Source organism: Microcoleus sp. MON1_C1 (genome assembly GCF_036701945.1).
Taxonomy (GTDB): domain Bacteria; phylum Cyanobacteriota; class Cyanobacteriia; order Cyanobacteriales; family Microcoleaceae; genus Microcoleus.
Map to the genome: position 1 here is coordinate 195,970 of NZ_JAUBRO010000001.1, position 21,808 is coordinate 217,777.

Below are 21,808 nucleotides of genomic sequence, written 5' to 3' on the forward strand. Positions count from 1 at the left end.
TCGTTCGACTGAGCGCTCACGCCGAAGTCTAAAATCTAAAATCTAAAATCTAAAATCTAAAATGGTATAATCCCCTTTCAGCAGATTGAAGGCTACTAGGGAGGTCATCATGTCGGACTGGAAAGAAATTGACGGCGGAGTTACAGCACCCAGAGGGTATCGAGCCTCGGGAATTACAGCGGGCTTGAAGCCTTCAGGCTTGCCAGATTTAAGTTTAATTTTGTCAGAGGTAGACGCGATCGCCGCCGGAGTCTTCACAACATCGACTGTCCGGGCTGCTTGCGTGGACTACTGCCGCCAGCGTTTGCAAGCTAAACCCAGCGCCAAAGCAATTTTGTGCAATGCGGGACAAGCTAATGCTGCTACTGGCGAACAAGGTTTGGCCGATGCCCTCGAAAGTGCCAAATTGTTGGGAGAAGCGCTGAATATTCCTCCAGAATCAATTCTTTTGGCCTCCACTGGCGTCATCGGACAGCGGATAAAAATGGAGCCGCTGAGGGCGGGAATTCCCCGATTAGTTGCTGAGGCATCGGAAACTGGTTCCGATGCGGCGGCTAAGGCGATTTGTACGACTGATTTAGTGCCGAAAACGATCGCCCTGGAAACCATGTTTGGCGATCGACCCGTCCGCATCGGCGGCATTTGCAAAGGTTCGGGAATGATTCACCCGAATATGGCAACAATGCTGGCATTTGTAACTTGCGATGCAGCAGTGTCATCGCATTTGTGGCAAGAAATGCTGAGTCGGGCGGCTAACAGAAGTTTCAATCAAATTACTGTTGACGGCGATACCAGTACAAACGATTCGCTAATTGCTTTGGCAAACGGTCAATCCCGCACACCGGCAATTACGGAAATGGGGGCAGATGCTGAAAAACTAGAGGCGATGCTGACAGAAGTTTGCGTACATTTAGCAAAGGCGATCGCCCGTGACGGCGAAGGTGCAACTTGTTTGGTAGAAGTGCAAGTTAGTGGCGCGCTGGATGAAGTTTCTGCGAGTAAAATTGCCAAAACAATTGTCGGTTCTTCTTTAGTGAAAGCTGCTATTTTCGGACGCGACCCGAATTGGGGCAGAATTGCGGCGGCGGCTGGGCGCGCTGGTGTACCTTTCGATCAAGAGAATTTGCGGATTCAATTGGGGGATTTTTTGATGATGGAAAACGGACAACCTAAAGAGTTCGATCGCGCTGCTGCGAGTAATTATATGAAAGCGGCTGCGGAGGGGGAATATTTGAAGGCTGATACGGTTTTAATTCAGGTTAGTGTCGGGAATGGCAGCGGTTTTGCGAAAGCTTGGGGATGCGATTTGAGTTACGACTACGTGAAGATTAATGCGGAGTATACGACTTAAATAAGTCCAGGCGGTGAGAAGTCCGGGCGGTTAGAAACCGCGCCTACACAAACAAAACCAGACGAGAGCGAGTTAAAGGCAAATTTCACACAATTTAAACTAAACTTCCCCCCGTGGGGGGAAATTAAAAAATCTGAAACCTTTACTCACCGAGTTAATCTCAGCTTTTTTGCTCCTCATTTTAAAATCGCTGAAGCCCTTACAAAGATAAGCTTTTTATGATTTTAACAAAAGAGCGCTAAAAATCTTATTCAGACTAAGTTTCAAGACTTCTTAAGCTTATTATTAATAAGTCTAATATAAAGTTTGAAAACACGCCCTAACCAAAACTATCGGAGACAAACACATAGCCACCACCATACCCGACAGCATTATCCACTAATATTAAGCCATCATTGGTCTGCGGAGCGCCACTTTGGGCAAGTCCATAATTCACCACGCGCAACAACCGCTGCGGCGTAAATGATTCTAATTCCACAAAATTGCCTGCATCCAGCCATGCTAGTTCTTCGGCTGTTAAACCTTGCCTTACAGTGTCTGGTAATTGACGGGATCTTTGTGCCATTGTTTGAGATTGTTGCACAAACATATCACGGGTTGCTAAGATTTGACGGGGAGAAATTCCCAAATCAAAAATGGTCACCGCTTGATTAGCAAACCACTCTGGATTAGTCCGCAGTTGATTTACCAAACCAACGCCACCAGGACTCGCATTGTGGAGTGCATACACTTTTAAATCGGCATTACGGCGCAGCATTTCGATTACGGTGTTGAAGATGCTTTGTGGATAGCCATTAATACTAAGAATGGCGCAGTTGTTTTCAAAATGGACGTTGTTGGCAATTAGAAATTGAGCTATTTCGTCACTGTCACAGATAATTGCGCGATCGAAACTGTATGTGCTCACTTCGGGATCGATGCTGGCGGGCAAAGACTCTTGGCGAGGTGCAGGGAGGAGTTTTTCTAGTGTACCGTTCACTCGTTGCCAGCACTGTAGCCAGTGATCACTCTGCGATTTATTGACGAGAAATAGTTCACTAATTTCGTGTTGACGGCGTTTTTGTGAAATACCTAGCCAGTAGGAAAATAGCCCTAGTGCAGACGCTGCGATGTATCCGGGAAAATAATCAGCACTCAAGCTGAGGGCAATGCCTGCCACTAAAATAATTACCCCTAAAATCTGGAGGTTTTTAGCATTAGTTCTTCTGCTGCGACTACCTTGTCCAGGAGATTTGCTGTAGTGGAAAAATAGCCATATCCAACTCAAATTGTAGAGAGCGAAGGTAATAATAACTGCGAATTGTGAGGGAAAAATAGCAAGAGCGAAGGAAATGCCGAAAGTTCCCGCAAATACGCTAAAAAAGAAGTAGAGAAAAAGCCAACTATTTTCGGGTACGCGAGATTTAAGCTTTTGGTCAATAAAATACAAAAACTGTTTGTGCGTAAAAAACAACATATTTTGGCTGGAAATATTTTCGATCGCCTTTTTGAAAAAGGGATCGGTGAATGCCAACTTTTTATCAGTGACGGTAGTGGGTTCAAAGACAAATGGATGGTTGCACCGTTTACAGCGACCTGAGTTCCTGGTACGATCGCTCAAAATGTTGTCGGTTTGACACTGGACGCATTTCATTCCCATTTCGGTTACTCCTGATTGATTTAATGGATTTATATCGTTGACGGTTGTTTTGGAATGGTTTTACCGCAGAGGCCGCAGAGGGCGCAGAGGAAGAGAAGAGAGATAATAAGTAGAAGGAAGAAGGAAGAAACTATGCCCAATGCCCAATGCCCAATGCCCAATGCCCTCTTAAAAGATTTGCCCGTTTAACAAAATGGAATAGTCTTCTCGCTGTCGAATTAATCGATCGCCCTTAGCATCAATCAACACCTCAGCAGGGCGGGGGCGGTGCAGAAAATGCGACGACATCGCATAGCCGTAAGCCCCGCTATCCAAAATCAGGATCGCATCTCCAATTTTGAGTTTCGGTAGCCAACAGTTGCGCCCCAAATAATCCCGCGAATAAGTCGTGTTGCCGCAAATATCCGTTTCATGTCGCGATACATCGTCGGTTTCCCAAGTTGCGATCGCCCGATAGCCCCCGTGCACTGCAGGCACCGATAGATTTGATACAGTCGTATCCACCCCGACAATTTGCCGATTGCCCAACCACTTCACCGACACAACTTTCGCAAGCAAAACGCCACAACCTGCGATCGCCGATCGTCCGGGTTCAATCACCAACTCGATCGGGCGAGATAGCGCACTCAATCGTTCAGTAATCGCCGCACCAAACTCCCGCCAGTCAAACACTGCACCGCCTCGATAGGGATAGCCAAAACCACCGCCAAAATCGAGGGTTTTCCAATCGGGCAACAGTTGGGCGATCGCAATTAGCCGATCGATCGCCTGCGTAAAAGCACTCGTGGCGTTCGTTCCTGTCCCCCGATAAAAATGCAATCCGGTAATCCTCAACCCCTGCTGCTGCGCGATTTCGTTGGCTTTCTCGAATTCGGCGGGACGCACTCCAATCCGACTGTCTCCCGTCAATTCCGGTGAGTTGAGGCGCAGTCCGATTTCGGCACGGATCGATCGCGGTTGACTCCCGGAATATTCGCAAAAATCCTGGAGTTGCGACAGACTATCGAAATTGAATCGATCGATCTTCCATTCAATCAATTGCTGAATATCCGCCCTGTTGAGGTTACTGCCGGTGTAGACAATGCGATCGCTCGTAAAACCCGCTTTCAGTCCCAAAAACACATCCCCTGGTGTATTCGCGTGTAGCCCCCAACCAGCCTGCTGAATCAATTGCAACAGAGCAATATTGCCGTTGGTGACGCTAGCAAAATGAAACTGAACGCGGGGATAGTCGATCGATCGCGTAATATGCTCAAGGGTCTGACTGAGGATCTCGGCCTGATACACATATAAGGGCGAACCATAAGTTGACAAAAGTCGCTTGGCTAATGCTTCCGAGAACGGTGGCGAATGTATTTTGGTTTCATTCTGTAGCAAAGATTCAGTCATATAGAAGAAGGAAGATGGAAGATGGAAGAAGGAAGATGGAAGAAGGAAGATGGAAGATGAAAAATGGAAGATGAAAGATGGAAGATGGAAGATGGAAGATAGAAGAAGAAAGATTGTAAAATCGAGTTAACAGTCAACAGTCAACAGTCAACAATCAACAGTCAACAGTCAACCGTCAACAATCAACAGTCAACCTCCTTCGATATTTCCAAATGCGTTGTCCGATCGCCGGTGGCAACCAAAACACATGATCCAGCGATCGCTTGCCCGGAATTTCGCCTAAAACCTCGGTTCGCCATGCCTGCCACATCAGCAGCAACCAGAGATTATTGCCAATATAGCGATCGCGCATGGCAACTCCGAGTTGTCCCGATAACATCGCGTCGGCCAAATGGGGCTGCCAGCAATTTTCCGATCGCAACACATTCGGATTCAGCCGATCGCCGATCGCAGCCCAAAACTCCCGGTAATACCAAACCTTCAACGGCACACCCATCCCGCGCTTTTCCCGCCAGACAATTTCCGGCGGCAGCCAGCGTTCAGACGCTTTTTTGAGGATGTATTTTTCGCACGCACCTTGCAGCAGCAGCTCTCCTGGCAGTTGAAACGTCCATGCTGTGAGGTCGGGGTCGCAGAAGGGCGATCGCACCCACAAACCGCAAGCAAACGCCAATGCCGTTGCCCTCGGCTGAATATTTTGGGCACCTTTGAGCATTAGCGAAGCGCGCCGTAGCCTCGCTAGCAGGGAAGGACAGGTTTCGGGATCGATCGCGTCTTGCAGGTAAACGCTCAAATCGTGAGACTGGATGCGATCGAGCATTTCTGGCGAAAAAATTTGTTTTTCATAACCATAAAATCGCTGAAACGTCCGCAAATACTGCTGTTCAAAAGTTTCTCCTCCGGCGGGATGCTCTGCAGTGTAAACTCCGCGTGCAATCAAAGGCTTGTTCGTCCATCCAGCAAATAGCTGATCGCCATTCTCGCCATTGAATACAACTCGCACGTCTTGCGCCGCCGCCTGTTTGAGCAAAAACAGCGGGGCTGTTGTGCCATCTCCATAGGGTAAATCGAGGGCTTTGGCGGTTGGCCCGATCGCCCGCAACACTGCATCGCCCGTCGCCGCCACTCGGATCAGCGGAATCTGGAAAAAGTCCGCCACCTGTTGGGCGTAGGGCAGTTCGGAATAGGCTTCGACACCAAAATCGAGGGCATAGGCGCGCACCTGCAAGCCTGCTTTGACTAGCAGCGCCGTCACCAGCGAGGAATCAATGCCGCCGGAGAGTAAAACGCCAACGGGTTCGTCGATCGGCAAATCGGCCACTTGTCGATCGATCGCCTGTTGCAACAGCCCCTGCAATTGTGCGATCGCCTCATCCTCACGGCGCAGTAATTGGGGCGCTTCTTGCCAAGCCGATTGCAGCGATTCCCTACAGGATAGCTTCGCCGCCCGTACTTTCGGCCGATCGTTAACCTCGGCGATTTCCCAAATCATCTCGCTTCCGGCTGCTACAGATGCAATTTGCTCGATCGGAGTTAACGGCGCGGGCACGTAGGAAAAGCAAGCATAGCTGTGGAGGGCGATCGGGCTAATTTGAGGGGAAGCAATCAGCGGTAGCAGCAATTGCATCCGCGTCGAAAACCAAATCGTTTCTCCCAACTGCATCCAGTACAACGGCACTCGCCCAAACGGATCGCGCCCCAGCCGTAGCTGTTTCGCTTCTACCGCCGCCCAAGCATCTCCCGGTAAATCGGTTGGCTGAAATCGCCCGCAAGCATTCAGCGTCACTGTGTCAGCCGTGAGTACAGATGCAGAGGCGATCGCCCACTCGGATAATTTGCCCTGCCGAATGCAGTAATCTGGGACTAAACGGCTGAGCGTTTTTGTGCGATCGTCCTCTCCCCAGTAGCCTATGAAATGTGAAGGTTTGTCGATCGCACCCATTAGATGTCTCCAATAATTATTGTGGAACAGGCATCTTGCCTGTTCAAAACAGGCTGTTTTTGGATAAGTCTATGTAGATATCTCCCATAATCATTGTGGAACAGGCATCTTGCCTGTTCAAAACAGGCTTTTTTGGATAAGTCTATTTATTTCACAGTGAAAGGTTCAGTGCTGATGACGCGCCCATCCAGGGACATCCGAACTTCCCATTTGCCTGGGGCTGCAGCAGATCCGAGATCGTAAAAGCAGTGCGTATTCCAAACCGTAGTATCGATCGTGCGAGTTTGATACCTGCCCTGATGAACAATGTCACCGCTGGGATTAATCCAATCGCATTGCAGAGACAACTGATTGCCGATCGGAGCATTTTTCAACGTTACCTGGTAGTAGATGCGGGGGTTGATTTGACGGTTGACTTGAGTAAGGCTGTCACCACCTTTTTTCGATAGCGCAATCCTGTCTTCTCCTCCCACAACTTGAGCAGTTTTTTGTTGCTGATTTTGCCCGAACAGCACGCCTATACCGATCGCAGATATGACAACAACTGTCGAGGCGATCGCGATCCAGCGGTTGCGTCGCTGCTGTTTTTCTAGGACTTCGCGGCGGCGCATTTGGGCGATCGCATCTTCTAAAAGCTCATCAGGAAGATTCAACTCTCGTAAAATTTCTCTTACCTGATCTGGGGCCAATTCTAACTCGCGCTGCTGCGATAACTTGTCGATTTCAGCGACTACCTGTGCTAACTGAGTTTGAGTGAGCCGAGTTTCCATAAAGTTCTTTCCAGTAAAAATTAGATATATAAATCACCCCTCTCTTCTCTTCCTCTGCGCCCTCTGCGCTCTCTGTGGTTAAATTATCCATATTATTCAATAAATAGCTCTCAAAGTCAATTCATAAAAATCATAACCTTGACCTCATAAAAATCATATTTATAGGACTTAGTATAGATACCCAAAAACCGTTTTTTCTTTTTCCCAAATACTTCGTTGCAACCCGCAGATTAGGTAAAATCGCCGATTTCTTTGTGGAAGTGAGTAAATCCTGACTTATATAAAATCCAGACTGGCAAATTCCTCAACTTTTTGAGACTCGATTAAAAAAGGCAATTTGCCTAAATCTAGTTTTTCCTGTTGGCGATTCAACCAAATTGCGTTTAATCCCGCATTTTTAGCACCACAATAATCTGCTTTGAAGCTGTCACCGATATGCAACACCTTCTCGGCAGTGCAGTTGTGCTTTTGCAAAGCCGCAGTAAAAATTTTAGAGTCGGGTTTTGCTGCACCAACCTCGGTAGAAATTGTCACTGATTTGAAATAACCAGCTAAATTTAGTGCTTTTAATACTGGATAAATTCGAGAATCGAAATTCGATACTACTGCTAATTCAATTCCTTGTTGCTGCCACTTATTTAAGGCTGGCAATACGTCGGGATAGACGAACCAAGGTTCGGCGGTGGCAAAATGAGCGTAGAGTTCCCCGAAGAATGTGGAAAAGTCTGAAAATTGGTGGAAAAGGCCTGCTATTTGGAATGCCTTTGCGGAAACTGTTTGCCACCACTCAAATTCTAATTGGGGAATTTTTGCTGATTCTATCCCTGGAAATGCCATTGGACTTGCTGAGGCGAAGCTTTGAGAAAATGCTGCATTTAACTCTTCACTATTAACTGTTACTCCAAACCTCTGGGCTATTTTTCCGTATACCTCGCCGACGCTACCGCGAACATCAAATAGTGTACCGGCGGCGTCTAAAAAAATTACTTTTGTCATTGGTTATTTGTTATTTGTTTGTAGTAAGAACTTTAGTCTTGATTGCCTAGGATTTTAGGTTTGAGGACTTCAGTCCTCACTACAAAATTTTTTAGTTGTGAGTTGTTTGCGGATTCACCACACCAGAATGATTGGCAATGTTGCCCGCAGCTTCAAATCTGCCTCCTAAATATTTGGCTAGGAATTCTTCGGCGACCGCATAAAAGTGCAGGCGATTTTCTGGTCGCGCAAATCCGTGTCCTTCGTCTGTATAAAGCACGTATTCTACAGGTTTGCCGGCTTGCTTCATGGCATTGACAATTTGCTCGCTTTCTGATTCTTTTACTCGCGGGTCGTTAGCACCTTGGGCGATTAGTAAAGGTTTCTGGATGCGATCGACAAAAAATAAGGGCGAGATCGATTTGAGAAACTCTGGTTCTGTTTCCAGATTTCCGACGCGGTGATACATATTTGCTTTGAGCGGTTCCCAGTAAGGGGGAATAGTTTGCAGCAGTGTAATCAAATTGCTTGGTCCGACAATATCGACGGCGCAGGCAAAAACATCGGGACTAAAAGTCAATCCCGCTAAGGCAGCATAACCACCGTAAGAACCGCCCATAATCGCAATTTTATCGGCTTGGGAAATTCCTGTTTCTACAAGCCAATTAACCCCATCTAGCAAGTCGTCGTGCATCTTAGCCGCCCATTCGCGATTGCCGGCATTGAGAAAGGCTTTGCCGTAGCCGGTGGAACCGCGAAAATTGATTTGCAAAACGGCGTAACCTCGGTTTGCCAGCCATTGGGCTTGTGGATTGTAACCCCAGGTATCGCGTGCCCAGGGGCCGCCGTGAACAAGCAAGACTGTCGGTACGGGTGTTGAGACACCAACAGGTTTTGTCAGGTAGCCGTGAATGGTTAAACCATCTCTTGCGGTGTAAGAAATGGGTTCCATTGATGATAGCGGTAGCCCTTCGAGTTTTGGTTGGTTGCTGAACAGGAAGGTGAAGGTTTTGGAGGCGCGATCGAACGCATAGTAGTAAACTGGGCCGTCGTCTGTCATGTAAGCGACTAGCCAAGTGGTATCAGCGAGGTTGCGGCTGGTGATGGAGAATTCGCCGGGGCGGAATTTGCCGAGATCCTCAAAATCCTCTGCTATGCTTTGGTCTAAAATCTGCCACTCTTGCTTGTCCTTGTAGAAGGAAACCGCCTGAATTTCTCGCTTGGTGGGGTGTACCACAATGCCGCCGACATCGTATTCTGGGTCAGAGGCGAGATCAGTTTCTTGTTTGGTTTCTAAGTCTAAGGCGATCAAACGTTCGGCGTTAGCATCATGATTGCCCATCATGTAAAGAATTTTGCCGTTTTCTGAGAACATGACGGCACCACCTTCCTCATCGGGTCCCCACCTTCGCAGGCTTTCCCAAGACTTATCGGCGGTTTCTCGAAACACCAATTCTGAGCCGCCATCGGCAGTTGTGGCTGTGGCCGCCCGCACTTGGAATTGGGCGTCAGCAGTCCAATTGACGATGTTACCGGGGTTGTCGGTGTCAAATTCAACGGCACCATTTTTGATGTTGATGCGGTAAACCTCGTGTTTGCTGCGATCGCGGATGTTCATTCCCACTAATATTTCATTGGGGAAGTTGCGGTCAAAGGCGATCGGCTGAGCTTGAACGCCTTGAAATGGTGTCAAGTCGCGAACCTGATTTGACTGGATATTTACTAAATATAAATGCCAGTTTTCATCACCGTCGGCATCTTGGAGGTAAATTAAATCTTCGCCGCTGTAAGCCCAGGAAAAGATGCGAATGCCTCGTTTTTTATCTGCTGTCAGTTGGCGATCGTCTGCTTGACCGACGGTACGCAATTGGACTTGCAAAACGTTGTTTTTATCTGGTGCAATGTAGGCGAGATACTTGCCGTCGGGTGAAAGTCGGGGGCTAGTTTTTTCGGGATTTCCGAACAGAATTTCCCGCTCTATCAACGGTGGAAGTTCAGTTTTGGGCTGTTGAAATGTGGAAGTTTGCATTTTTTATCGTGCCTAATATTCTCTGAATCTACACTCCGACAGAAAAAACCAGATTTTTACCAAATATGCGGGTAGTAGTCAAGTATTTTCGTGAAAAACCCGGTTTCGAGACCGCCATCATAAGTCCTACAATTAACAATCACCCGTCAACGGTCAACAGTTAACTGTCTACAATTAACTAGCTTTTAAGCAACTCCTGAATCGGCTTGCTAATCCAATTGAAACCAACTTTTAGTTGATGGTCAAATGTTGGCATCCGATATAGATAAGCTAAGCGGCGAGCAATGTGAGCTAGTTGTCCGTCGAGTTTAATTCCTAAACCGGCCAGGGTGGCGTTGTCAATTCCTAATGTCATCATTTCTCCTAGCGGCTGATAGCGGAAAGGAAGTAATGGGCGGCCGGTGAGGGAGGCCCAAATGTTCCAGGCGGTGTAGTCAGCTTGCTGGAAGGCTGTTTGGGCTGTTCCGGGGACTTTTTGATTAGTTGCATCGTGACATTCTGCTAAGTCTCCTAAGGCAAATATGTCTGGATGGTCGATAATTTGCATTTGCGAATTGACTATTAATTGACCGCGGCGGTTTTGTTTGAGGGGTAGCGATCGCACTGCTTGACTAACTTGAGTTCCTACTGTCCACAGCACTATGTCTACGGGGAGAACATCTAATTGTCCTTTGTAAAGTAAGGATATTGTGTCCGCTTCGATCGCCTCTACTTCTGTTTCTAAGTCGATCCACACTTTCCGTTTTTCTAAAGCTTGGCTGGCGGCTTGGCGGTTAAACTCCGGTGATGTCCGCAGAATCATGTCCCCTTGCTCAACTAACCGCACGCGACCTTTTTCTCCGAGTCGATCGGCTAATTTACAAGCTAATTCTACTCCTGAATAACCGGCCCCGACGATCGCCACCCGAATTTTGTCGTTGTTGCTGGCTTCTAAAAACCGCAGTCTTTCTTCTAAGCGGTAGGCGTCGTCGAGAGTGCGAAACGAGTAAGCGTATTCAACGGCACCTTTGACCATATCTAGGGGGGTTTCGCCGCCTAAAGCTAAAACCAGGCGATCGCACGGAATTTCTGGCCCGTCGTGCAACTGCACTCGCTTTTCCTCCACATCGATGCCGGAGACAGTACCCTGACAAAAGCGCACACCTGTTTTTTGCAAGAGTTCGGCAAACGGTGGGGCAATTTCCCAGGTTTGGAGTTCGTCGGTCAGGAGTTCGTACAGCAGGGGAACGAACAAAAATCGATCGCGGCGGTCAACTAGGACAATTTCGGGTTTTTCGGTTTTGGAGAAGGGTAACTGACTCAAGCGCAGGGCTGTGTAGAGTCCGCCGAAGCCTCCGCCGAGAATGCAAATCCGGGGTTGTTGTTGAGTCATGGTGTTTTGTTTGAGGGGCGATCGGTAGCAAGGAAACTTATCTTATTCTAACGAGAGTGAGGGAGTGAGGGAGTGGGGTAGTGGGAGTGGGGAAGGGGGAGAGTGGGGGAGTCGGAGAGTGAGGGAGTGGAAAAATCTTCCCTCTTTCCCTCGAACCTCAACATCCATCTGTTAAATCCGTTAAACTCACGCCCAGAACACCATTCTCAATAAGCTTTTTATGGGCGGGATCTCCTGCCCAACCCCTACTCCCCACAAGAAAATGCACTTGTTGTGGAACAGGCATCTTGCCTGTTCTTGAGAATGGTGCTCTTCACAAGAAAATGCACTTGTTGTGGAACAGGCATCTTGCCTGTTCTTGAGAATGGTGCTCTGGGCGTGAGTTAAATCCCTTAAATCCGTTAGACAATGCGTTTCCGAACTTTTTTCTACATCTCTAGCCTTGATTAGCTTTACCTATTAGCCAACCTCAAATTTTCTGAATGTTCGCAGAACTAATTTTGTACTATATTAGTTTATAACGAATTGTTACGCAAATTAAATTCACTTTTTATAGGGTCATCTACGCTAACACTTGCCCCCGCACTCACAAGTGAAAAAAAACCATGCAAATTTCTTCCAATTCTTCTAAATTTAAGAACGGCGATCACAATAGCGAAGACGGCTCATCTTTGTTAAAAAGCGAAGAACGATATAAAAATTTAGTAGCTAATATTCCCGGTGCTGTCTACCGCTGTACCTGCGAGTATACGGACGCCGGGGAATTAACACGGACAATGGCGTTTTTGAGCGAGGCTGTTCAAGAAATATCAGGCTATCCCTCTTCTGATTTTATCAACGATCGCGTCCGTTCTTTTTCCAGCATTATCCATCCTCAAGACCGCAAAAATGTCGATGCTACTGTCAAAAAAAGTGTAGCAACCAGAACTTCGTACATCCTTGAATACCGGATTGTCCGGGCTGACGGCGAAATTAGCTGGGTTTACGAAAAAGGCAAAGCTGTTTGCTGCGAGGCGGAAGAGGCTAGAGGAAAACAAGAGGGACAAGGGGAAATTGAAGGCTTTTTGTCGGCTGTGGTTTCGCCGGTTTCGCCGATCGCAAATTCTCTGTGTCGGGTTGTTTATCTCGACGGAGTGATTTTGGATATTACTGAACGAAAGCGAGCTGAGGAAAACCTGCGAAACACTCAAGATTTTCTCAATGCGGTACTGCAAAATCTGCCGATTAGTGTCTTTATTAAAGATGCTGTCGAGCAAAAGTTTATTTATTGGAATACTGCTAGCGAAGAATTGTTTGGCTATTCGAGGGATGAAGTTATCTTAAACAATGCTGCTGGCTTTTTGGACTCAGAGCAGGCAAATTACTTGCAAGCACAAGATTTAGAAGTATTTGCAACGAGAAAAGGCGTCGATTTGCCCGAACAAACTCTCGAACTTCCGCGCCTGGGAAAGCGGATTTTGCACACGAAAAAAGTTCCTTTGTTTGACGATTCTGGCGCGCCTAAGTACATTTTGGGTATTGCTGAAGATATTACGGAAAGCAAAAACACTGAAACTGAATTGTCGCGCTTGGCCATTGTGGCTCAAAAAACGCAAAATGGTGTGATTATTACTGATGCTCAAGGCTGCATTGAATGGGTGAATGAAGGATTTACTCGGATTAGCGGTTATGTGCTGGCAGAAATGCAGGGAAAAAAACCGGGTGATGTACTGCAAGGCCCTGAAACAGACCCGCTAACTATTGCTCAACTGCGATCGGCTTTGGCTGCCGGCGTGCCGTTTAATCAGGAAATCTACAATTACAAAAAAAATGGAAAGGGTTATTGGGTGGCGCTTTCGATCGCCCCAATTTATCAAGAAAATGGTGAACTCGAAGGTTTTATTGCGGTGCAAACTGATATTACGGATCGCAAGCAAGCAGAGGAAACACTCAGGGAGAGGGAGAATTATTACCGCTGCATTGTCGAGACGGCTTCGGAGGGCGTTTGGATGTTTGACAGCGAAAGTATCACGACTTTTGCTAACTCTCGAATGGGCGAAATGCTGGGGTATACTGTAGAGGAAATGCTGGGGCGATCGCTATTTGAGTTTATAGATTCCGACTCTAGGAAAATAGCAGAAACTTACGTCAAGCGCAGGCGGCAAGGCATTAGCGAACGCCACGATTTTAAGTTTACTCGCAAAGACGGATCTCACTTGTGGGCGATCGTGTCGGCGACGCCGATGTTCGACGCTGAGGGCGAATTTTCAGGGGTGTTGCGGATGATTACCGATATTAGCGATCGCAAACAAGCAGAAGCAGAATTGCGCCAAACTCTCAAAGAGTTGGAATTTGAAAAATTTGCTTTGGATCAATCGGCAATTGTCTCGAATACCGACGAATTCGGAGCGATTACCTATGTCAACGATCAATTTTGCGAACAATTTAAATATTCCCGAGAAGAACTGATCGGCAAAACCCACAGACTTGTCAATTCTGGCTATCATTCAGCAGATTTTTTCAAGCAGCTTTGGTCAACCATCCGCCAGGGCAAGGTTTGGCGGGGAGAAATGAAAAATCAAGCTAAAGACGGCACATTATTCTGGTTGGATACTACGATTGTACCTTTCTTAAATACGAACGGCCAACCCCATCAATATGTAGCAATTCGCAAAGATATTACCGATCGCAAACACGCAGAAGAAGCGGTGCGACTTTCCGAAAGTCAATTGAGGGCTAAAAATCAAGAATTGGCAAAAGCCCTACGGGACGTGCATAAAACTCAAAGCATGATGGTTCAAAATGAAAAAATGGTAAGTTTGGGGCAATTAGTCGCTGGGGTTGCTCACGAAATCAACAATCCAGTTAGCTTTATTTACGGCAACGTCATGCACGCTGACGATTACTTTAAAGACTTGCTAAAACTGCTCCAACTTTACCAGAAGGAATACCCGCACCCAACACCGGCAATTAAACAAGAAATAGATGATGTCGATTTGAATTTTCTGCTCAAAGATTTGCCAATGCTGTTAAGTTCGATGAAAATGGGAGCAGAGCGAATTCGCCAAATTGTGCTGTCACTGAAGAATTTTTCGCGATTAGATGAAGCCGAACAAAAGCAGGTGGATATTCACGAAGGGATTGAAAGCACTTTGTTAATTTTGCAGCACAGGTTGAAAGAAACCGCAGGGCGTCCTAAAATTTTGCTGCTCAAAGAGTTCGGCAATTTGCCCCGCGTACAGTGTTATGCAGGACAGTTAAATCAGGTTTTTATGAATATTATTGGCAATGCAATTGATGCTTTGGAAGAGGCAATGGAGACTGGACAGTGGGCGGAGGGGGAACAGGCGCCTATTCCTTATTGTCCTTCGCCGACGCTGCGGATTTGTACGGAGGTAAAATATGAACAGGATACTTTGATGCAGGCAGATTCTGCTGTTTCTGATGCTTCGGTTCGGCATCCTTCTCATATTGTGATTCGGATTGCTGACAACGGCCCGGGGATTCCGATAGATGTTCACGAAAGGCTATTCGATCCGTTTTTTACTACGAAAGAACCTGGTAAAGGTACTGGTTTGGGGCTGTCGATCAGCTATCAAATTGTGGTAGAAAAACACGGCGGGCAGCTTAAATGCCATTCCGCACCGGGTCAAGGCACGGAATTTGCGATCGAGATTCCTGTCGGTAAAATAGTTAGTTAGTAAGGTGCGCCCATCAGCCCCCTACAGTTAGTTAGGTGCAATTCCTACAAAATTTCATCCCACAGTTAGGAAATAATCAAATGAATTACAACGTAATTTATGACGGCAATTGCAATCTCTGCGTTACTTTGGTACAGTTACTAGAAACCTTAGACCAAGGCACGCGGTTTGAGTATATTCCCATGCAAGATTTAGAGCAATTAAATCGCTTTGGGATTACGTCTGGAGACTGCGAAATGGGGATGATTTTGATAGATGGCAATACCCCAGAACGGCGCTGGCAGGGCAGCGATGCGGCGGAGGAAATCGGGCGGATATTGCCGGGAGGCGAGGTGTTTGTGGCTGCTTATCGGGCAATGCCGGGGATGAAGTGGATGGGCGATCGCGTGTACGAACAAGTCCGCGACAACCGCTATACTTTGTTTGGCAAGCGATCGACTACTTACAAATCTGTTTATCCGGTTGGTTGTAGGTCGATCGACAATTGCGATAATAGCAAGGACTAAAGTCCTTACTACAAACAGGTTCGCAGTGAAAACTGAATTCCTCAAAAAGATTGATTAAACAAATCGAATATCTGCTGGCAAAAGTCTTTGAGTTTTTGCGCCGACTCCACCGCAGGTTCGGTTTGGCCGAGAAAATTCCAATTTTCCACGGTAGAAAAGTGCCACTGCTGACCGCTATGATCGTAACCGGCGGCCTCAACTCCGATCGCCCGCCGATATCCTTCGACCGGATCTTGGTAAAATCGGATTTGAATCAAAATGCTGCGGCTTTGCAGCAAGCGACTTCTACCGGGAAAATGGAAGCCAATGTCGATCGAATCTGGATCTACAAGTTCTCTGGTATCCTGGTCATTCATCCAAGGTTTCAAATCGACTTTTGCATCCGGGAATTCGGACTTGAATAAATTAACAACCGTAGCAATTTTGCTGGCAACTTCTATATTTTTGGCTTGTTCGGCAGCGTTCACTCGAAAAACTCCTATCAAATACAGTTATTACATGATTTAGCTAACAATGTAACTGCATACTACCTGCTTTAAACAGTGAACTGTGGACTATTTGATAGATATTTAGGAGTTGACAAATTTCCCCGTGTGTGTTAAGCACCAGTCATAACATTTGAGAGTTGAGATTGGAGATTAAACAATTGGCAATGACTGATTCGGTAAAGGTGGTGAATAAATTTTATCAAAGCGGCAGGGCGATCGCAAATTCCGTACCTTCTCCCAGCACGGATTCGCAAGTTAGTTTACCGCCGTGGGTTTCTTCTACAATTTGCCGGCTGATAGACAACCCCAAACCAGTACCTTTTCCTACTCCTTTGGTAGTAAATAAATGGTCAAATATTTTCGACTTGACCTCCGATGACATCCCTTGACCGTTATCTTTGATTTTAATCACCACGCTGTTGTTATCGTCCCCGAGATGAGTGATAATGGCGATCGTATTCGGTAAAGCTTCAATTTCAGCGTAAGTGCGACCCTGATTGAATTCGTCAAAACACTCGATCGCATTTGCCAGCAAATTCATAAATACCTGATTCAGTTGCCCAAAATAACATTTAACTGGCGGGATATCTCCGTATTCTTTGATAATCTTAATCGCCGGGCGAGTATCTGTAGCTTTCAGGCGATACTGTAAAATCATCAAAGTGCTGTCGATGCCCTCATGAATATTTGCTGACACTTTATTCGCACTGTCAGCGCGGGAAAAAGTCCGCAAAGACGTGCTAATATTGCGGATGCGGTCTGTACCTGATTTCATAGATAAAAGCATTTTTGGCAAATCTTCTATCAAATATTCTAAATCGATCTCCGATGCTTTATCCTCTAACTCATCTCCAGGATTAGGAAATTTTTCTTGGTACAGTTGTAAACAATCAATCAAATCTAAGCTAGCCTCAGCAGCCGCATCAAGATTGCCCGAAATAAAACCGAGCGGATTGTTAATTTCGTGAGCAACCCCTGCAATCAAGTTGCCGAGAGCCGACATTTTTTCGCTTTGAATGAGTTGCAGTTGCGCCTGTTGCAATTCATTGAAAGATTTTTTTAACTGTTGAGATTTTTCTTTCTCGCGCGCGTACAAACCAGCATTTTCTACAGCAATAGCAACTTGAGAAATTAACACTTTGAATACTTCTACTCTCTCTGCTGTAAAAGCTCCTACTGTCAAAGCATTTTCTAAATAAATTATTCCGCGCCGCTGAGATTGATAAATCATCGGCAAACAGAGGATTGATTTTGGTTGATATTTCTGAATGTAGGTATCTACCTTAAAAGGTTCGGCGACAGTCGCATTGTCTAAAACCAGATGCTTCTGACTGCGGTGTACGTAATTAATCACAGACAGGGGAACATCTTGACGATTTTCTACGGGAATAGAGGGTAAAAGGGTCACTTTATCCTCCGCAAAAGTGCCAGTAGCTTCTATGCAGAGGATATCGTTTTTCAGCAGCAGCAGCACTACTTTTTGAGCCGCCGCATTTTCTAAAATAATTTTGATTAATTTGGTCAACAATTTTTCAAGAACAATTTCACCGTTAAGGGCTTCCGCCGACTTAATAAAAGTAGTTAAGTCTAAGAAATCGCCTAAACTACTACTGGTAGTATTTTCAGTAGTTGTGCGGGTGACATCGAGGGTTGGGGTTTGAATTGTGCGCGTCTGTGCTGTTAAAAAAGGATGTGTTGATTCTAAGTGTTTAACTTTAGCTAGGGCTCCCCAGCGGATGTAGCCATAATAAGCTTTAGTCAGATATGCTTGAGAAACTATCTCTTTACCCCAAGCTTGATAAAATTCTCCTGCTAATTCATAGGCTAATGCTTCCTCTTGAATGTAACCGTTTTTGGCTGCTCCATCAATTGCGCGATCGTACAATTCCATTGCTTCAGTATTTTGCCCCAAAACTCGCGCTGTTTCCGCTGCAACCAAATCGTATTTGTGTTGATAATTCATCGGAGCATGAACTGCCCACTTTCTCATCTTTTTTTGGTTTTGTACAATTTTTTTTAGATATTGCTTTTGCTCTTCTTTGCCAGTTGCGGGATACAAGGCGAGGAGACTGAGAGAATAGTAAAAATTATTCACTGAAACTACATAAAATCCGGCTGCTGCTTCTTCATATTTCTCAAATAACCGTGAATTTTCTAAGGCTTGTAAGTAGTTTCGGAAGAGAAAATTTAGCATGGCTTTGGCATTATAAACCACACAAACTAGTATAAAGCTTTTAGATTCTATTAAAGCGGGGAGCGTTTTTAATTCATTGAAGCTCTCGCCGACTAAATAGCATGGTTCGACAGTTTTGCCACACAAATTGAGGGCAGTCTGTTTCTCTACACTTATATACTGTACAGCCATTTCTATTTGAGATTGCTGCATTAGTTTCAGATACTTACTTATCTCCTCGTCAACCTGAGCGAGAGGCTCTCCCATCCACAGTTTATAAGTACAATATATATTAATAGAATAAGCTGCATATTCCAACTCTCCCGTTTCCATCCCAGCTTGAAAACTTTCTTTGAGATCGCCTAATCCTGACTTGACAGAGGCTTTCCAGTGGTTAATAAAAGCACCAAAGGGTGTATAAACTCTACTTTTGATTGAACGGGATGGAAATTTGTCTAACATCCTAATTGCCAGTTGACCGAATTGGTAGGCCAAACTACTGTCCCCTAGCTTGTACATAACTACCCCATAAAAAACGTAGGCAATACTCGCATAAGGCGAATTACCATATTTAATGCACAGCTTGACCATCCTAGATGCCAGTAGCGGTACCAGTGGGGGCTTAGCCTGAACAGCAGTGCTGATAATCCCTGATAAAATCCGCATGGCTGCTTGTTTGTCGGGATCGGTCATTTCTGGCAAGTTAGCTAAATCCTCAATTCGTTTCAATCCCAAGCTCAGTTTTGTATTAATCACTCCCGCCAAAATATTGAAAAAATTGGGGTTTTGAGGAAAAGAAATGCCTAACAGTTTTAGCACTTCCAGTCCTGTATTTAGTGCTTCTATCAGTCGGATTTGAGCATTGTAAGAGTGGATTTGAAGTTCATAAACATTCACTTTTTCCAGTAGAGTTTTAGCTTTTTGCAGTACGATATGGACCAGTTTTTTTGAATCTTCATAGTTGATGTTTAAATATTCAGCTCCGGCTGTTGACTCGTAAATTGCTAAAGTTAAGTCATACTGACTTTGCCAACAATCCACTGGCAATAATTCCATAGCAACCCGCAAATACCTAACAGCAGCTTCATAAGCAGCCGCCGCTTTCGCCTTGCGTCCAGCAGTTAAATTTAATTTGGCTAACTGCGTCTTTTCAGCAGGCTGGCTAATGGTGTCAATTCCGACATTCAACTGATTGACGATATCAAAGATATTTTCTTCTAGCTTGTCTGGGGGAGTATTCTGTAACAGTAATTGACCGATCTTTAAATGGGTAGATTGCTTTTGATCTTCTGGAATTAGCGAATATGCGGCTTGCTGAACGCGATCGTGCAAAAATTTGTAACTAACCCGCGAAGTGTCTAAGTTGAGATTGATTGATTCGGCTCGATCGAAAACTAAAGGAATGCGATAAGCATCGCTCAAGGGCAGAATCAACCCTGCTTGCAAAGCTGAATAAAGTTCAGTGGCTGTAGCATTAGCTGAGTTTTCGCGGACAAGTGACAGGACATCAAGAGTAAATTTATCCCCCACGCAAGCTGCTAATTTCAAAACTTCTTGCGCCGCTGCGGGGAGCTTTTCAATGCGAGAAGCTACCAGTTCCACCACACTTTTATCGGTGATTCCAATGGCTTGGATTTCATCGATACTCCAATACCAGCCACTTTGACTTACCTCATTTGTAATGTGATTAAATTCAAATTTCAAAAGAGAGTCTTGATAAAGTGCTTGGAGTAATTGGGTCAAGAAAAAAGGATTGCCACCTGTTTTATTCCAGATTAAATTGGCTAGATTTGTTACTTTTTCTGTGCAAGTGTTAAGTGTTTCAGTCACTAATTCGGTCACATTTGCTAAATCCAGCGGTTGCAACACGATATTGTTGACTCTTGTACCAGTTTTTTCAATCTCTTCAACAGTCTGAATTAAGGGGTGGGTCGGACTAACTTCATTGTCTCGATAGGCACCGATTAGCAACAAATATTCTTGGTCAGGGTCAGTTATCAGTATTTGCATCAACTTTAATGTTGCTGAATCTGCCCAGTGCAAATCGTCTAAAAAGATAACTAGGGGGTGTTCTTTTTGGGCAAAAACGCGAATAAATTCTTTGAATACCCGATTGAAGCGATTTTGGGATTCTACAGGGGGGAGTTCTGGGACTTCTGGCTGTTTGCCGATGATTAATTCAACTTTTGGAATTACGTCGGCAATTACTTGGCCGTCTGTTCCCACTGCTGTTAAAATTTTAGTGCGCCATATTTCTAATGAAAGTGCACTTTCTGTTAGTAGTTGCCGCAGCAATGAGTTAAGTGCTTGGATTAATGAGGCATAAGGAATGTTGCGTTTTAATTGGTCAAATTTGCCGCTGATGAAGTAACCTTTTGACCTAGTAATTGGTTTGCTAACTTCGTTAACTACGGCTGATTTACCGATGCCTGAGTAGCCTGATACTAGCATTAATTCGCTGCTTCCTGATGCGGGCGGGTTTTGTTCTAAGGTTGTTGGTTTTTCTAACAAATTGTTGGCTAAACCAGCCCTTACACGTTCAAATGCTGCTAGCAATTCATTAACCTGATTTTCCCGACCGTACAATTTTTGGGGAATTAACAATTGGCTGAGAATATCTAAACGTCCGGGGATGAAATCGGCAAGTTGTCCGGTGGTTTCTAACTGATGCAAAGAAATTTCTAAGTCGGCTAACAATCCGGCCGCACTTTGATATCTATCTTCGGCATTTTTTGCCATCAATTTCATCACTATCTCAGAGATGGCGACAGGTATTTCAGAATTGATTTTATGGGGATATGTTGGTTGAACTGCAATGTGGCTATAAACTACTTCTAAGGGGTCGTTGCTGGGGAAAGGCAATTTTCCCGTCAGCATTTCATACAAGGTGATGCCGAGGGAATAAAAGTCGGTGCGGTAGTCGAGGGTACGGTTCATTCTCCCGGTTTGTTCGGGTGACATATAGGCTAATGTGCCTTCGACTGAGTTGGGATTGTTAAATTGCGGATTTTCTTTGTTGAGTTTTGTAGCAATGCCGAAGTCGGTGAGTTTTACTTGTTTTGTTTGCGTGTTAATTATGATGTTGCTGGGTTTGATGTCTTTGTGAATAATGTGCTGAAAATGCAGGTAGTGTAAGGCTTTGACTATTTGGATGGCGATGTTTAAATTTGCTCGCAGGCTCAAGGTTTCTCTTTCCAGAAGTTTTGCGAGGGATTCCCCGCCAAAGTCTTCTAAAACGATTCCTAATCGATGGTCAAATGTTTCGAGACTGATGGCTTTGACGATTTGTTCGCTGTCTAAATTTTTGCGGATTTGATATTCGTGCTTGAGCCTGGTAATGGCTTCGAGGGTGGGATATTCGGCTTTGAGGACTTTCAGAATTGCTGGGGGCGCATGTGTCGGTGTTTGTCCGCGATAGATTATTGTTTCGACGCCTTCGTGCAGAGTAATATTGATTTGGTATTTGGATAATTTCCACATAATTTTAATTATAA

At 45.4% G+C, this 21,808-nt stretch carries 12 protein-coding genes; 3 read left to right on the forward strand and 9 right to left on the reverse strand.

Translation table 11 applies throughout. The annotated features are described in order from the left end of the window. The first annotated feature begins 109 nt into the window (after positions 1–109). Entirely contained in the window at positions 110–1,351 is a 1,242-nt protein-coding gene (gene argJ, locus QUA62_RS00770) for a bifunctional ornithine acetyltransferase/N-acetylglutamate synthase (protein WP_333349752.1), read from the forward strand. Between the two features lie 319 nt (positions 1,352–1,670). Here argJ and QUA62_RS00775 read toward each other — a convergent pair whose 3' ends face one another. The 7 genes from QUA62_RS00775 to QUA62_RS00805 form a co-directional block, all read right to left on the reverse strand. Beyond that, positions 1,671–2,984 (reverse strand): hypothetical protein, encoded by a 1,314-nt coding sequence (locus tag QUA62_RS00775; protein ID WP_333401956.1) that lies wholly within the window; start codon positions 2,982–2,984, stop codon positions 1,671–1,673. A 174-nt stretch (positions 2,985–3,158) separates the two neighbouring features. Next, positions 3,159–4,379, reverse strand: coding sequence for a decarboxylase (locus QUA62_RS00780; RefSeq protein ID WP_333401957.1), 1,221 nt, complete (start codon positions 4,377–4,379; stop codon positions 3,159–3,161). 175 nt (positions 4,380–4,554) lie between these two features. Next, positions 4,555–6,321 carry an asparagine synthetase B family protein gene (locus tag QUA62_RS00785; protein WP_333401958.1) on the reverse strand — a complete coding sequence of 589 codons (1,767 nt, stop codon included), beginning with the start codon at positions 6,319–6,321 and terminating at the stop codon, positions 4,555–4,557. 146 nt (positions 6,322–6,467) lie between these two features. Next, entirely contained in the window at positions 6,468–7,091 is a 624-nt protein-coding gene (locus QUA62_RS00790) for a DUF3859 domain-containing protein (protein WP_333401959.1), read from the reverse strand. Positions 7,092–7,367: 276 nt separating this feature from the next. Then, a complete protein-coding gene (locus QUA62_RS00795; RefSeq protein ID WP_333401960.1) occupies positions 7,368–8,087 on the reverse strand; it encodes an HAD-IA family hydrolase in 720 nt (239 codons plus the stop codon). Positions 8,088–8,178: 91 nt separating this feature from the next. Continuing rightward, positions 8,179–10,095 (reverse strand): S9 family peptidase, encoded by a 1,917-nt coding sequence (locus QUA62_RS00800; protein ID WP_333401961.1) that lies wholly within the window; start codon positions 10,093–10,095, stop codon positions 8,179–8,181. Positions 10,096–10,273: 178 nt separating this feature from the next. After that, a complete protein-coding gene (locus QUA62_RS00805) occupies positions 10,274–11,467 on the reverse strand; it encodes an NAD(P)/FAD-dependent oxidoreductase (RefSeq protein WP_333401962.1) in 1,194 nt (397 codons plus the stop codon). Positions 11,468–12,072: 605 nt separating this feature from the next. On the opposite strand from QUA62_RS00805, the gene QUA62_RS00810 reads away from it, so the two are divergent. Together QUA62_RS00810 and QUA62_RS00815 are read left to right on the forward strand one after the other, a co-directional pair. Beyond that, positions 12,073–15,147 carry a PAS domain S-box protein gene (locus QUA62_RS00810; protein ID WP_333401963.1) on the forward strand — a complete coding sequence of 1,025 codons (3,075 nt, stop codon included), beginning with the start codon at positions 12,073–12,075 and terminating at the stop codon, positions 15,145–15,147. Positions 15,148–15,227: 80 nt separating this feature from the next. Then, positions 15,228–15,653 carry a DCC1-like thiol-disulfide oxidoreductase family protein gene (locus QUA62_RS00815; RefSeq protein WP_333401964.1) on the forward strand — a complete coding sequence of 142 codons (426 nt, stop codon included), beginning with the start codon at positions 15,228–15,230 and terminating at the stop codon, positions 15,651–15,653. A gap of 41 nt (positions 15,654–15,694) precedes the next feature. Here the strand turns inward: QUA62_RS00815 and QUA62_RS00820 are convergent, their stop codons facing one another. Beyond that, the gene (locus tag QUA62_RS00820) at positions 15,695–16,120 is read right to left on the reverse strand and encodes a hypothetical protein (RefSeq protein WP_333401965.1); all 426 of its coding nucleotides are present in this window, start codon (positions 16,118–16,120) and stop codon (positions 15,695–15,697) included. Between the two features lie 220 nt (positions 16,121–16,340). Further along, positions 16,341–21,794, reverse strand: a complete 5,454-nt coding sequence (locus tag QUA62_RS00825) for an AAA family ATPase (protein WP_333401966.1) — start codon at positions 21,792–21,794, stop codon at positions 16,341–16,343. Positions 21,795–21,808 lie beyond the last annotated feature (14 nt).

Bases quoted from the DNA above. Each gene is read 5' to 3' on its own strand.
- argJ (WP_333349752.1), top strand. From the start codon at position 110: ATGTCGGACTGGAAAGAAATTGACGGCGGAGTTACAGCACCCAGAGGG.
- QUA62_RS00775 (WP_333401956.1), bottom strand. From the start codon at position 2,984: ATGAAATGCGTCCAGTGTCAAACCGACAACATTTTGAGCGATCGTACC.
- QUA62_RS00780 (WP_333401957.1), bottom strand. From the start codon at position 4,379: ATGACTGAATCTTTGCTACAGAATGAAACCAAAATACATTCGCCACCG.
- QUA62_RS00785 (WP_333401958.1), bottom strand. From the start codon at position 6,321: ATGGGTGCGATCGACAAACCTTCACATTTCATAGGCTACTGGGGAGAG.
- QUA62_RS00790 (WP_333401959.1), bottom strand. From the start codon at position 7,091: ATGGAAACTCGGCTCACTCAAACTCAGTTAGCACAGGTAGTCGCTGAA.
- QUA62_RS00795 (WP_333401960.1), bottom strand. From the start codon at position 8,087: ATGACAAAAGTAATTTTTTTAGACGCCGCCGGTACACTATTTGATGTT.
- QUA62_RS00800 (WP_333401961.1), bottom strand. From the start codon at position 10,095: ATGCAAACTTCCACATTTCAACAGCCCAAAACTGAACTTCCACCGTTG.
- QUA62_RS00805 (WP_333401962.1), bottom strand. From the start codon at position 11,467: ATGACTCAACAACAACCCCGGATTTGCATTCTCGGCGGAGGCTTCGGC.
- QUA62_RS00810 (WP_333401963.1), top strand. From the start codon at position 12,073: ATGCAAATTTCTTCCAATTCTTCTAAATTTAAGAACGGCGATCACAAT.
- QUA62_RS00815 (WP_333401964.1), top strand. From the start codon at position 15,228: ATGAATTACAACGTAATTTATGACGGCAATTGCAATCTCTGCGTTACT.
- QUA62_RS00825 (WP_333401966.1), bottom strand. From the start codon at position 21,794: ATGTGGAAATTATCCAAATACCAAATCAATATTACTCTGCACGAAGGC.